The following is a 13,248-nucleotide window of genomic DNA, read 5'->3' on the forward strand; positions in this document are numbered from 1 at the left end:
CCCACTGAATGCTGACGATGTCCGAAGGTGTTACGCGAGCAAGGTGCCCGGCTCGACCTTGACGCCCGGGCCCATGGTCGACGACACCGCGACGCGCTGGACGTAGGTGCCCTTGGCGCCGGCCGGCTTGGCCTTCACCACCGCATCCGCCAGCGCCTTGATGTTCTCGACCAGCTTGTCCTCGGCGAACGAGGCCTTGCCGACGCCGGCCTGGATGATGCCGGCCTTCTCGACGCGGAACTCGACCGAGCCGCCCTTGGCGCCCTTGACGGCGCCAGTGACGTCCATGGTCACGGTGCCGATCTTCGGATTCGGCATCATGCCGCGCGGACCGAGCACCTTACCGAGACGCCCGACCAGCGGCATCATGTCGGGGGTGGCGATACAGCGGTCGAAGTCGATATTGCCGTTCTGCACCTTCTCGACCAGGTCCTCCGCGCCGACCACGTCGGCGCCGGCGGCCTTGGCTTCCTCGGCCTTCGCGCCGCGGGCGAACACGCCGACGCGGAGCGTACGGCCGGTGCCGTTCGGCAGCGTGACGACGCCACGGACCATCTGGTCGGCGTGGCGCGGATCGACGCCGAGGTTGATCGAGACCTCGATGGTCTCGTCGAACTTCGACACGGCCCGCTCCTTGATCATCTTGATCGCGTCAGCAAGCGGGTAGAGCTTGGTGCGATCGATGCCCTCGCGGGCCTTCTTCAAACGCTTTCCGAGTGCCATGGCGCCTTACCCCGCAACTTCCAGACCCATCGAGCGGGCGGAGCCCTCGACCATCTTCATGGCCGACTCGATCGAGTCGCAATTCAGGTCCTTCATCTTCTTCTCGGCGATCTCGCGCACCTGCGCCTTGGTCACCTTGCCGGCCTTGTCGCGACCCGGGGCCTTGGAGCCCGACTGGATCTTGGCGGCCTGCTTGAGGAAGTAGGACATCGGCGGGGTCTTCATCTCGAAGGTGAAGGACCGGTCCGCATAGATGGTGATGACCACCGGGATCGGGGTGTTCTTCTCTTCCTTCTGGGTCTGGGCGTTGAACGCCTTGCAGAACTCCATGATGTTGAGACCGCGCTGACCGAGCGCCGGACCGATCGGCGGCGACGGATTGGCCGCGCCGGCCGGAACCTGAAGCTTCAGGTAACCGGTTACTTTCTTTGCCATTATGACTCTCCAATGCGTTCGCGATTCTGCCTGATGCGAACGCAACGCCTTGGGCGACAAAACCCGTCAGGCGAGGTTTGGGACCGTGGTCCGGCGCGCTTGGCCCGGCTGGCAAAGCCGGTCACGCCTCCCACGAACGAAATCGCCCCCCGTTCGGGGAGCGAAGCGCGCCCGATACACGAGATCGGACGAAAAGGAAAGCCCGGGACGCCGAGAGAGCCGGCAGCCCGGCCCTTAACCGACGATCTTCTCGACCTGGTTGAATTCCAGTTCGACCGGCGTCGCACGGCCGAAGATCGACACCGCGACCTTGACGCGCGAGCGGGCCTCGTCGATTTCCTCGACCACGCCGGAGAACGAGGCGAACGGGCCGTCGGCGACGCGGACGTTCTCGCCGATCTCGAACGACACCGAGGATTTCGGCCGCTCCACGCCTTCCTGCATCTGGTTCAGGATGCGCATCGCCTCGCCTTCGGAGATCGGCATCGGCTTGTTCTCGGCGCCGAGGAAGCCGGTCACCTTGGGCGTGTTCTTGATCAGGTGGAACGCCTCGTCGGTCAGCTTCATCTTCACCAGCACGTAGCCGGGGAAGAACTTGCGCTCGGCGTCGATCTTGCGGCCGCGGCGCACCTCGGTGACCTTCTCGATCGGCACCAGCACCTGCTCGAACAGGTCCTCGAGATTGCGCTGCTTGGCCTGCTCGCGGATCGACTCCGCGACCTTCTTCTCGAAGTTCGAATAGGCGTGGACGATGTACCAGCGCTTGTCGGAGCTTTGCGTTGCGGTTGCCATCAGTGGATGCCCAGCACGAGGGTGATGAGATAACGGATGATCTGATCGGCGGCGAAGAAGAACACCGAGGCCAGCGCCACCATCACGAACACCATGATCGTGGTGATGGTGACCTCGCGACGGCTCGGCCACGAGACCTTGGCGGTCTCCGAGCGCACTTCCTGCAGGAATTTGAACGGGCTGGTAGCCATCGTCAGGGGTCCGCGTCCGTCATCGGACGATTGAAGAGTTGACTGGGAAAACCGAACAGCCGTCCGTGGCCCACCCTCTTGTCGGAGAGATGAGCCGAATCCACGGGCTCGCTTGTTCGGGGAGTGAAAAGCCGCGCCGGATATCCGCTTTTGTCGCGGGCCGGCTGCAGGTTGCCAAGATATCTACTGTCCGGCCGGCCAAAGGTCAAGATATGGGCATGCCGGGCGTCGGCGGTCATTCCCGTGGCAGGCCCCCGCCAGGCTCGCAACAACGCGGTTTTTCGTGTCGCGGCAGGCCATTTCCGCACCACGGCAGGTTGAGCAGTTGCCGCGACGAAATGCCCGCGGTGGAGCGGTTCCTGCTCTTGCCGGGCCTGCGGCGCCCGCTCATTCTCGTCCGCACGAGAACAATCCGGAGGAAACCCATGACCTTTGCCCCGCGCAAGGGACGGACGCGCCTTGCCGCCGTCAGCCTTGCTGCTCTCGGTCTTGCCGCTCTCGCCCTCACCGCCGTCCCTGCCTGTGCCCAGGCCCAAGCCCCGCTCAAGATCGGCGTGCTCAGCGACTTCTCGTCGGTCTATTCGGACATCGGCGGCCAGGGCAATCTCGAGGCGACCAAGCTCGCGGTCGAGGAGTTCGGCGGCAGCATGTTCGGCAAGCCGATCGAGGTGATCAGCGCCGATCCGCAGAACAAGGCCGACATCGCCGCCGCGATCGTGCGCAAATGGTACGAGAACGAGACCGTCGACATGGTGATCGACATGCCGACCTCGGCCACCGCGCTGGCCGGCATGGAGATGTCGAAGCAGTTCGAGAAGCTGATGATCGTGACGGATGCCGCGAGCTCCGACATCACCGGCAAGTCCTGCTCGCCCTACACCGTGCACTGGACCTACGACACTTATGGGAACGCGCACACGGTCGGCAGCGCGATCGTCAAGAACGGTGGCAATACCTGGTTCTTCATCACCGCCGACTATCTGTTCGGCCATTCGATCGAACGCGACACCGGCGACGTCGTGCGCGCCGCCGGCGGCACGGTGGTCGGCAGCGCCCGGCATCCTCTCAACAACCAGGACTTCTCGTCCTTCCTGCTGCAGGCGCAGGCCAGTAAGGCCAAGATCATCGGCATGGCCAACGGCGGTGGCGACACCATCAACACCATCAAGCAGGCCGCCGAGTTCGGCATCGTTGCCGGCGGCCAGAACCTCGCCGGCATCGTGATGTTCATCTCGGACATCCACAGCCTCGGCCTGAAGCTGGCGCAGGGGCTGATCATCACCGAGGCCTATTACTGGGATCTCAACGACCGCACCCGCGCCTTCGGCAAGAAGTTCTTCGAGCGCATGAAGCGGATGCCGACCATGAACCAGGCCGCGACCTACAGCGCCACCCTGCACTATCTCAATGCCGTCAAGGCCGCCGGCACCCGCGACACCAAGCCGGTGCTCGCGAAGATGCGCGAGACCCCGGTGCGTGACGCCTTCACCGACAACGGCATCCTGCGCGAGGACGGCCGCATGGTGCACTCGATGTTCCTGTTCGAGGTGAAGAAGCCCGAGGAGTCGAAGGGCCCGTGGGACTATTACAAGGTGCTGGCCGAGGTGGCCGGCGACCAGGTGTTCCGGCCGATGAAGGACGGCAACTGTCCTTATGTGAAACAATAAGGGGTTGCTGAAATGCATTCGGGGCTCGCGCGTTGCGGGCCCCGGCCTCACCTGTCTCGTCGATTTTTGGCTTAAGTGCTTGATCTCGCTGGCAGGAGTGGAGAGGCTCGAACTCCCAACCCCCGGTTTTGGAGACCGGTGCTCTACCAATTGAGCTACACTCCTAGCGAGCCGGGACAGTGTCGCCGGTTCGCGCGCTTTGAAGCATAGACCTCCCCCCGAATGCAAGGGTGCAATGGGGCAAATCGACTGGTCAGACCACAACTTCCGCGCCAGACTTGATGCAAACCGACAACAGGACTTCAGGGAGAGCCCATGACCCCACCGACTGCCGCATCCAGCGCGCACCTTTCCGCGCTCCGCTCGTTGACGCCGCCGCTGCCGGATGACCGCCCCGAGGCGCTGGGCCTGTCCCAGGCTCGGCTGCAGCGAGCTTCGGATGCGTTCAAGCGCGAGGCCGACAAGGGAACCATCCCCGGAGCCACCCTGCTGGTCGGCCGCCGCGGCCGGATCGGCTGGTTCGACGCCATCGGCCGGCAAGCGCCCGACGCCGACACGCCGATGCGGCCGGATTCGATCTTCCGCATCTTCTCGATGACCAAGCCGATCGTCTCGCTCGGGATCATGATGCTGGTCGAGGACGGCGAGCTGTTGCTGTCCGACCCGGTCGCCAAGTTCATCCCGGAATTCGGCGAGCAGAAAGTGGGCGTCGTGACCGGCGGCAAGCTGGAGCTGGTCCCGGTCGCCCAGCCGATGACGGTCCAGGACCTGCTGCGCCACACCTCGGGCTTGGCGTATGAGCACACCGGCACCGGGCCGGTGCACCAGCTCTACCAGCAATCGCGGGTGCGCAGCCGCAAGATCACCAATGCCGAGCACGCGACGATCGTCGCCGGCCTGCCGCTGATCTGCCAGCCGGGCGCCGAGTTCAACTATAGCCGCTCGACCGACATCCTCGGGCGCATCATCGAGGTCGTCTCGGGCCAGACGCTCGGCCCCTTCCTTTCCGAGCGCATCCTCGAGCCGCTCGGCATGAAGGAGACGGGCTTCTCCACCGCCGAGGCGAATGCTGGCCGGCTGGCCGAGCCGTTCGCCAAGGACCCGTGGACCGGCGAGGCGGTCAACCTGTTCAAGATGACCGAGCAGCCGCTGATGGAATCCGGCGGCGGCGGGTTGGTGGCGACCACGATGGACTACGCCCGGTTCTGCGCGATGCTGCTCAGCAAGGGCAGCCTCGACGGCACCCGGCTGGTCGGCCGCAAGACGCTCGAGCTGATGGCCTCCGACCATCTCGGTCCGCACGTGAAGACGGTCGGCACGCTGCTGGCGCCCGGTCACGGCTTCGGCCTCGGCTTCGCGGTGCGCCGCGAGGCCGGCATCGCGCCCTTCCCCGGCTCGCCCGGCACCTTCTTCTGGAGCGGCATCGCCGGCACGTTCTTCTGGATCGATCCGAAGGAGGAGCTGTTCTGCGTGTTCATGGCGCAGGCCCCCGGGCAGCGCGACTACCTGCGCACGCTGGTGCGCGACGTGGTGTACGCGGCGGTGGAATGAGGGCGGCGCGCAGCAAATGCTGTCGTCCCGGCGAACGCCTAGCGTTCGCGGGACGACAGTTGAGAGTGTGGCGGCATCACCGCGCACCACACCCGTATGTCCCCCTCAACTGATCGTCGCGCCGCCGTCGATCACCATGGTCTGGCCGGTCATGAAGTTGCCCGCGGCGGAGCCCAGGAAGACCGCGGCGCCGGCGATCTCGTCGGGGATGCCGATGCGGAGCAGCGGCGAGCGCGCGGTCGAGGCCTTGAGGTTCTCCGGATTGTCCCACAGCGCTTTGGCGAAATCGGTCTTGATCAGGCCGGGCGCGATGCAGTTCACGCGCACATTGTGCGGGCCGTATTCGCAGGCGAGGTTGCGCGCGAGCTGCATGTCGGCAGCCTTGGAGATCGCGTAGGCACCGAGGATGGTCGAGCCCTTCAGGCCGCCGATCGACGACACGATGATGATCGAGCCGTCCTTGCGCGCGATCATCTGCGGCACGACCATGCTGATCAGCCAGTTGTTGGCGACGATGTTGTTGTCGAGGATCTTGCGGAACTGATCGTCGGAGATGCCGGCGAGCGGCCCGTAGTAAGGATTCGACGCCGCGTTGCAGACCAGCACGTCGATCTTGCCGTAGATGCGGTTGGCCTCGTCGACGAGGTTCTGCAGGTTCTCCTTGCTGGAGATGTTGGCGGCGACTGCCGCCGCCGTGCCTGCACCGAAGCGGTCATTGATCTCGCGCGCCACCTGGTCGCAGACATCGGCCTTGCGCGAGGAGATCACCACCTTGGCGCCGTGCTCGGCCATGCGCTCGGCAATGGCGAGCCCGATGCCACGCGTGGATCCGGTGATGACGGCGACCTTGCCGGTCATGTCGAACAGGGTCATGGGGAGTTCCTCCTACTTATTTGGCTGTTGTCGGTTTCGAAATTGGCACGGCGACGTCCACGAGACTTTTCCGCGGTGCCAGTGACTGCGCCCTCTCCCACAAGGGAAGAGGGTGCACTGCCCGTGTGGCGGGCGAGATTTTTGAACGACGCGCATAGCAACTCACTATCTCGTTTCACGCCAGCTTGCTCGTCGTCACCTCCGGCCCGGCCGGCTGGTGCATCGCGCGGTGCGCGGCGTCCGCGATCCAGGGCTGCTGATTGACCATCGGCAGCCGCCATGTACTCGTCTCGCCGGCCACGATGTGGTCGAGCCGGGTCACCGAGCAATTGTCGATGTCGAAGGCGAGCCCCTTCTCGACCAGGCCGCCGAGCGCCAGGCCAAGAGCCGCCTTGATGGTGCCGCCATGGCCGACGGCGACGACGTCGCGGCCGGCTTCCGAAACCGTGATGCGCGCAATCGCCGCTGTCACGCGGGTGTACAGATCCATGTAGCTCTCGCCGCCCGGCGCCGGCTCATCGATGTCGGCGAACCAGTGGCTGCCCGCGGGACGGCTGGCCAGGAACGCGGCGCGGTTCATGCCCTGCCATTGCCCGAGATGCTGCTCGGCAAAAGCGGCCTCCCTGATCATAGCTGCGGGACGCGGGAATCCGGCGGCCCAGATCGCCTCCGCCGTCTGATGCGTACGCATCAGATTGCTCGCATACCACACCGCGCGGCGCGGCAGGATTTTCGCGACCGCCTCGAACACCTCGCGATCGGAGGTATCGCAGGCGATGTCCGACTGGCCGTAGATGTTGCCGCCGTCGCTGCGCACCGGCGCGTGACGCACCCACCACCAGCGCGTGGTGACGACAGAAGGTTTCGTTCCATCAGCCGACATCGCTCAGACCCTTCCCTCCGCTCGTCTCCCGCTGTACGTGAAGGCCCAGATCGTCTCAAGCCGCTTGGCGATCTCAGCACGTTTGAAACGGCGTTTGAATTCCGTTGCGCGGCACGCAACTGATCACAATTGAAGCAGGAGGAAACATGGGCCGCCTCGAAGGCAAATCCGTCATCATCACCGGCGCCGGCAGCGGCATCGGCCGCGCCGCATCCTTGATGTTCACGAAAGAAGGCGCGCGACTGATCGCGGTGGATCGCAGCGATGCCGTCAAGGAGACGGTCGAGATGGTCAAGCAGCAGGGCGGCATTGCCGAAGCCGTGCTCGCCGACGCCGGCTCCGAGGCCGATGTCTCGGGCTTCATCGACCGCGCCGTGGCGACCTACGGCAAGCTCGACGTGATCTGGGCCAATGCCGGCATCTCCGGCGGCTTGATCCCGATCGCCGAGCAGACCGTCGAGCACTGGCAGGAGATCCTGCGCATCAACCTGATCGGCCCGTTCCTCGCGGTGAAGTACGCGATGCCGCACATGGTGCGGCAGCAGCGCGGCGCCATCGTCTGCACGGCCTCCGTCGCGGGCCTGAAATCCGGCGCCTCGGGTCATCCCTACGCGGCGAGCAAGGCCGGCGTCATCAGCCTGGTGCAGACCACGGCGTACTCCCTCTCCGGCACCGGCGTGCGGATCAACGCGGTGTGTCCCGGCCTGATCGAGACCGGCATGACCAAGCCGATCTTCGACGGCGCCAAGGAGCGCGGCACCGAGGGCAAGATCGGCCAGCTCAATCCGCTGAAGCGCGCCGGCCAGCCGCACGAGATCGCCGCCATGGCCCTGTTCCTCGCCAGCGACGAGGCCTCCTACGTCAACGGCCAGGCCTTCCCGGTCGACGGCGGCCTCACGGCCTCGATGCCGTATGCGGGGAAGCCGATCTAGCGCTGTCTCCCCTCGCACTGGTGTCGACATCGCCTCTCCTCTGTCATCCGTCATGGCCGGGCCTGTCCCGGCCATCCACGTCGGTCGGCACGCGAGGAGCGACGTGGATGCCCGGGCCTTCGCCGCGCCGAAGCGGCTTCGGCCGCGCAGGCGGGACAAGCCCGGGCATGACGAGCTTGGAACTGCCGGCATCGCGCCCCACAAATCGCTCGCTGTCGAACTCATCGACATGCGTGAGCGATCTCGCGACGCCCCCGCGCCCGAGTGATCCTGAATTTCACCGCCCTTCCATCGAAGGGCGCAGGGAAGGCCAGGCGTCGGCTGACGCCTGCGGCCCGCCTGCGTAAAAAAATGCAGGCGGCAGGTACCACAGGTGCAGCCGGAAAACGCCCGGCCTTCCCTGCGCGATGGTCTTCACGCTTATACGCAGTCTGCCTGGTGCGCCGGGCTTTCTGGCCACCATTGTCCGCGCGGCGCGCAAGCGCCGTCGCGACGTAGCACCAGCATCGGGGTGCCAGCACGCTGCGACTTCACGTCCGCGCCATGCCGTTCGTCCGCGCATCCCTCCGGACACGCTGCGACATGATCGCGGCCACCGCTCCCCGCCCCGCGTGTCGTGACGATCGCGCGCAACGCCCCTTCGGTGGGACGGGATGGGCGCATCAGATCATAAATTCCGAAAAAGCGAAAGCAAAATCTTTTAGCCTTCCGGACTGGACGAGACGATCACATTGACCGTGCTCGCGAACTTTCCTCATCGGCGACGATGATTGCAGTCATAACCGCAGCCTGCGCGGGGCCGACAACGCCACGCTCGCACATGCCGATTTGCCCGACGGGCAAGCGTTGGCCGAACGGACCTGGATCATGATGCGTTTCCAAGGAGACGCATCATGATCTCATCTCTTGTTTGAGCATGATCCTTTCGGAAAACCGGTTTCCACTTTTCCGGATCATGCTCTAGCCGCTCACAAGGCGGTCGAGGTCCTCGATGAGCGGCGCGAGCTTTTCGGCCGCCCCAAACTGCCGATACCAGCACCACAGCTCCAGCGAGAACAGCAGACGATAGATCGCGAGCGTCGGCTCGATCTCCGTTCGGCTCATCGGACCATAGCCGCCCAGAAACGCCTCGCGCTGCTCCGGCGAGAGATAGTAGATCGCCTTGGCGACATCCTTGAGCGGGTCGCCGGCCAGCGCGCCCTCGAAATCGACCACACCGGTGAGCTCGACCCGGCCCCCGGTGACGCGCGCAAGCACGTTCCCGGGATGAAGATCATTGTGACACAGCACCGGCGCGCCGCAGGCGGCGAACAGATCACTCGCGTCGGCCACCTGGCGCGCGATGCGCGCGGCGAGATCAGCCGGCCCGCCGCGGCTGCGGAATTCGCCCAGTTTGCGTTCAAACTGGGAGGTGAGATAGCTACGATTGTCGGCATGGCCCGACATGATGCCGTCGGCACCGATGTAGCCAAACGCATCCATCGCAATGTCGTGAAAGGCACGCGACAATCGACCGACCTGCTCGAAGGCCTCACGCCGCTCCGGCGCGGACAGCGCTTGTTCGAGAGGACCGAGCGGATCGCCGTCGAGCCGGCTCATGACCACGTAGTCCAGGCCGATCAGCTCGCGCGAGGCGTCCGCCGCGCGCAGCCGCGGCGCCGGCACCGGCAGGCGGTCCCGGACCAGATCGAGCAGGCGCGCCTCCTTGCGCATCTTCCAGCTCATGCTGTCAGGATAGATCTTCAGCACCAGCGACGGCTGGCCGCCTTGCAGAGCCAGCGCATACACGGCACTGATCTCCCCACCATGCAACAGCGACACCGAGGCGACCCGCGCGTCGATCTCCGCGCGCGCAAGCATCGCATCGGCGGTTGCGGGATCGACCTCGAGATCCGGGCGAATCGAAACCGGCGACATGGCAGCAAAGCTCCGCTCGCGGACATTCTTGCGAGATGGCCTGCGACGACAGTTTCCTAACTGCGCGCGCCCGTCGTGGTCAAGCTCCCGTCAGTCAGGTCAATGCGCCGCGCGGACCAACCCGTGTCCATGGAGCGTGGCGGCAAGACCATCGCGTCGCCATGAGCCACGCTCGGGTTCAAGCATGCCCCCCTAATGACCGGCGATTTTTTACGCCCACGTCCTCGAACCCCCTTCTCCGAGCCGCCGTCGAACCTCGCAAGCGGACCATTCCGGCCTCGCCGAAACGAAGGATGGTTAACATGTCGAGACTATCGAAACTCGCGCTGCTCACCCTGATGGCCGCCACGGCGGCTGGCTCGCTGGTGACGAACGCAAGCGCCCGTGAATTCCCGTGGCCGGGCTGTGAGCTCGTCTCCTGGACAGCCTGCGGCACCGAGGTCCCGGTGCAGCAAGCCATGCGCCGTCAGAGCCGCGACACCTCGCCGATCTACATGAAGCAGACCGATCCGCGCTACAGCGGCGCGATGACCACGGCCGGTGGCGGCGGTGGAGGTGGTGGTGGCGGCGGCGGTGGGCGGTGATTGGCCTAGCCGGCGCGCGGAATTGGTAGCCCGGATGGGCGGAAACGACATCCGGGTTCATCGCCGCAGCGCGTGTGACCCCGGATGTCGCTTCGCTCATCCGGGGCTACAGGAGACTACACCGCCCCCGCCTTCTGCGCATAGGACCAGGCCTGCTTGGTCATGGGCACCATGCGCTTGACCGACTCGATCGCCTTGTCGTTGGCGGCGGTGCCGTCGCGGATGCGGCCGATGATGCCCTGCAGGATGCCGGCGAGCCGGAACAGATTGTAGGCGAAGTACCAGTTGAGATCGGGCAGCTCGGTGCCGGTGACCCCACGATAGATCTCCGCCGCTTCTTCCATGGTCGGGATGTTCAGCGCTTTCAGGTCGACGCCGTCGAGGCCCGGCATGATCCACTGCATCAGCAAATAGGTGAAGTCCGCCATGGGATCACCAAGCGTCGACAGTTCCCAGTCGAGCACCGCGATGACGCGCGGCTCGGTCGCGTGGAAGATCATGTTGTCGAGCCGGTAGTCGCCATGCACGATCGAGACGCGCTGCTGCGCCGGCAAGGTGCGCGGCAGCCACTCGATCAGCTTCTCCATTTCCGGCAGATGCTCGGTCTCGGAGGCGCGATATTGCTTGGTCCAGCGGTCGACCTGGCGGGCAAAGTAGTTGCCGGGCTTGCCGAAGTCGGCAAGGCCGATCGCCGCCGGATCATAGCTGTGCAGCCTGGCCAAGGTTTCGATCTTGCTGGTGAAGATCGCGCGCCGCTCGGGCGCTGCGACATGCGGCAGGGTCGGATCCCAGAACACCCGGCCCTCCTCCATCGACATGATGTAGAAGGCAGCGCCGATGACGCTGTCGTCGTTGCACAGCGCATAGGCCTTGGCGACCGGAAAGCCCTGCTTGCCGAGTGCGGCGATGACGCGGAATTCGCGATCGACTGCGTGCGCCGACGGCAGCAGCTTGCCGAACGGCTTTCGCCTGAGCACGTAGGAACGCGCCGGCGTGTTCAGACGATAGGTCGGGTTCGACTGGCCGCCCTTGAACTGCAGCACGGTCAGCGGGCCCTGATAGCCTTCGACATGCTCGGCCATCCAGGCCGCGAGCTTGGCCTCGTCGAAACGATGCCGCTCCTCGACCGGCTTGGTGCCGGAGAATTCTTCGTCCTTCTTGACGCCGTCGGCCACGACGAGGCTCCCTTCTCACGTGTTCGTCATTCCGGGGCAGCCCGCAGGCTGAACCCGGAATCTCTATCTTGGCGGACCCATCTCTGGATTCCGGGTTCGACGCTGCGCGTCGCCCCGGAATGACGCAAGTGGTGCGTCACCGCTCGGCATTAGAATTCGTAGGGTGGGCAAAGCGAAGCGTGCCCACCATGTTGCTTTGAACTCGAAAGTGGGTGGGCACGCATCCGCCCCCGCGCTCTGCGCGGCGACGGACGCTTTGCCCACCCTAGAAGTCGACGCTCAATGCCGCGGCTCGTTGGCGTATTTCTTCATCTCGAGCCGGGCAATGGCGCGGTTGTGCACCTCGTCCGGGCCGTCGGCAAGACGGAGCGTGCGGATGTTGGCGTAGTCCTTGGCGAGACCCGCATCATCCGACACGCCGGCGCCGCCGAACGCCTGGATGGCATCGTCGATGATCTTCAGCGCCATGTTGGGGGCGGCGACCTTGATCATCGCGATCTCGCCCTGGGCGGTCTTGTTGCCGACCTTGTCCATCATGTCGGCCGCCTTGAGGCACAATAGCCGGCACATCTCGATGTTGGTGCGGGCCTCACCGATGCGCTGCTCCCACACCGAATGCTCGATGATCTTCTTGCCGAACGCCTGGCGCGTCATCAGCCGGCGCACCATCTTCTCCAGCGACTCCTCGGCCTTGCCGATGGTGCGCATGCAGTGATGGATGCGGCCCGGACCGAGACGGCCCTGCGCGATCTCGAAGCCGCGGCCCTCGCCGAGCAGGATGTTTTCCGCAGGAACGCGGACGTTCTCGAGCAGCACCTGGGCATGGCCGTGCGGCGCGTCGTCGAAGCCGAACACCGGCAGCATCTTCTCGACCTTGATGCCGGGGGTGTCGAGCGGCACCAGGATCTGCGACTGCTGCTGATGCTTGGCGGCCGATGGATCGGTCTTGCCCATCAGGATCGCGATCTTGCACCGGGGATCGCCGACGCCCGACGACCACCATTTGCGGCCGTTGATGACGTAATGATCGCCGTCACGCACGATCCGCGTCTCGATGTTGGTGGCATCCGACGAGGCCACGGCCGGCTCCGTCATCAGGAAGGCCGAACGGATCTCGCCGTCCATCAGCGGGCGCAGCCATTTGCGCTTCTGCTCCTTGGTGCCGTAGCGGATGAACACTTCCATGTTGCCGGTGTCGGGCGCCGAGCAGTTGAACACCTCGGACGCCCAGGAGATGCGGCCCATTTCCTCGGACAGCAGCGCATATTCGAGATTGGTGAGGCCAGCGCCGCGGAACTCGTCGTCCTCATGCGGCGACGGCGGCATGAACATGTTCCAGAGGCCTTCCGCCTTCGCCTTGGCCTTGAGGTCCTCCAGGATCGGGATCACCTTCCAGCGGTCGCCCTCGGCGTCCTGCTGCTTGTAGATCGGCACCGCCGGGCGGACATGCTTGGTCATGAAGCTGCGCACGCGCTCCAGCCATTCCTGCTGCTTCGCCGACATCGTGAAGTCCATGGGACTCTCC

At 65.2% G+C, this 13,248-nt stretch carries 13 protein-coding genes and 1 tRNA gene; 4 read left to right on the top strand and 10 right to left on the bottom strand.

What is annotated here, in order from left to right; genetic code table 11:
- Positions 1–30 precede the first annotated feature (30 nt).
- The 4 genes from rplA to secE all read right to left on the bottom strand — a co-directional run bounded on the left by rplA (position 31) and on the right by secE (position 2,141).
- The gene (gene rplA, locus ACQR0U_RS15210; protein WP_315714579.1) at positions 31–723 is read right to left on the bottom strand and encodes a 50S ribosomal protein L1; all 693 of its coding nucleotides are present in this window, start codon (positions 721–723) and stop codon (positions 31–33) included.
- 6 nt (positions 724–729) lie between these two features.
- Positions 730–1,158, bottom strand: a complete 429-nt coding sequence (rplK, locus tag ACQR0U_RS15215; RefSeq protein ID WP_012045056.1) for a 50S ribosomal protein L11 — start codon at positions 1,156–1,158, stop codon at positions 730–732.
- 234 nt (positions 1,159–1,392) lie between these two features.
- On the bottom strand, positions 1,393–1,950 hold the full coding sequence (gene nusG, locus ACQR0U_RS15220; RefSeq protein ID WP_284423110.1) for a transcription termination/antitermination protein NusG: 558 nt from the start codon (positions 1,948–1,950) through the stop codon (positions 1,393–1,395).
- Positions 1,950–2,141, bottom strand: coding sequence for a preprotein translocase subunit SecE (secE, locus tag ACQR0U_RS15225; protein ID WP_006611822.1), 192 nt, complete (start codon positions 2,139–2,141; stop codon positions 1,950–1,952). The genes nusG and secE overlap by 1 nt, the downstream gene beginning before the upstream one ends.
- Positions 2,142–2,566: 425 nt before the next feature.
- On the opposite strand from secE, the gene ACQR0U_RS15230 reads away from it, so the two are divergent.
- Complete coding sequence (locus ACQR0U_RS15230; protein WP_316202187.1) at positions 2,567–3,808, top strand: ABC transporter substrate-binding protein; 1,242 nt, start codon at positions 2,567–2,569, stop codon at positions 3,806–3,808.
- An 89-nt stretch (positions 3,809–3,897) separates the two neighbouring features.
- Here ACQR0U_RS15230 and ACQR0U_RS15235 read toward each other — a convergent pair.
- Positions 3,898–3,973 (bottom strand) — tRNA-Trp (locus tag ACQR0U_RS15235).
- 150 nt (positions 3,974–4,123) lie between these two features.
- Here ACQR0U_RS15235 and ACQR0U_RS15240 point away from each other — a divergent pair.
- Complete coding sequence (locus ACQR0U_RS15240; RefSeq protein ID WP_434843453.1) at positions 4,124–5,359, top strand: serine hydrolase domain-containing protein; 1,236 nt, start codon at positions 4,124–4,126, stop codon at positions 5,357–5,359.
- Positions 5,360–5,464: 105 nt separating this feature from the next.
- Here ACQR0U_RS15240 and ACQR0U_RS15245 read toward each other — a convergent pair whose 3' ends face one another.
- Together ACQR0U_RS15245 and ACQR0U_RS15250 are read right to left on the bottom strand one after the other, a co-directional pair.
- On the bottom strand, positions 5,465–6,232 hold the full coding sequence (locus tag ACQR0U_RS15245) for an SDR family NAD(P)-dependent oxidoreductase (RefSeq protein ID WP_315714582.1): 768 nt from the start codon (positions 6,230–6,232) through the stop codon (positions 5,465–5,467).
- A gap of 175 nt (positions 6,233–6,407) precedes the next feature.
- On the bottom strand, positions 6,408–7,115 hold the full coding sequence (locus ACQR0U_RS15250; RefSeq protein WP_434843454.1) for a histidine phosphatase family protein: 708 nt from the start codon (positions 7,113–7,115) through the stop codon (positions 6,408–6,410).
- A 146-nt stretch (positions 7,116–7,261) separates the two neighbouring features.
- Between ACQR0U_RS15250 and ACQR0U_RS15255 the strand changes: the two genes are divergently transcribed.
- Positions 7,262–8,047 (top strand): SDR family NAD(P)-dependent oxidoreductase, encoded by a 786-nt coding sequence (locus tag ACQR0U_RS15255; protein ID WP_316225287.1) that lies wholly within the window; start codon positions 7,262–7,264, stop codon positions 8,045–8,047.
- A gap of 960 nt (positions 8,048–9,007) precedes the next feature.
- Here ACQR0U_RS15255 and ACQR0U_RS15260 read toward each other — a convergent pair.
- A complete protein-coding gene (locus tag ACQR0U_RS15260; RefSeq protein WP_434843455.1) occupies positions 9,008–9,964 on the bottom strand; it encodes a phosphotransferase family protein in 957 nt (318 codons plus the stop codon).
- A 302-nt stretch (positions 9,965–10,266) separates the two neighbouring features.
- Here ACQR0U_RS15260 and ACQR0U_RS15265 point away from each other — a divergent pair, with 302 nt between their 5' ends.
- Positions 10,267–10,548: a hypothetical protein gene (locus tag ACQR0U_RS15265; protein WP_434843456.1), complete on the top strand. Its 282-nt coding sequence runs from the start codon at positions 10,267–10,269 to the stop codon at positions 10,546–10,548.
- A 116-nt stretch (positions 10,549–10,664) separates the two neighbouring features.
- Here the strand turns inward: ACQR0U_RS15265 and ACQR0U_RS15270 are convergent, their stop codons facing one another.
- Complete coding sequence (locus ACQR0U_RS15270) at positions 10,665–11,723, bottom strand: phosphotransferase family protein (RefSeq protein ID WP_315714587.1); 1,059 nt, start codon at positions 11,721–11,723, stop codon at positions 10,665–10,667.
- Between the two features lie 279 nt (positions 11,724–12,002).
- A complete protein-coding gene (locus tag ACQR0U_RS15275) occupies positions 12,003–13,238 on the bottom strand; it encodes an acyl-CoA dehydrogenase family protein (RefSeq protein ID WP_315749560.1) in 1,236 nt (411 codons plus the stop codon).
- Positions 13,239–13,248: the final 10 nt, after the last annotated feature.

Origin of the sequence: Bradyrhizobium sp. HKCCYLRH3097, assembly GCF_051167875.1 — a bacterium.
GTDB lineage: Bacteria > Pseudomonadota > Alphaproteobacteria > Rhizobiales > Xanthobacteraceae > Bradyrhizobium.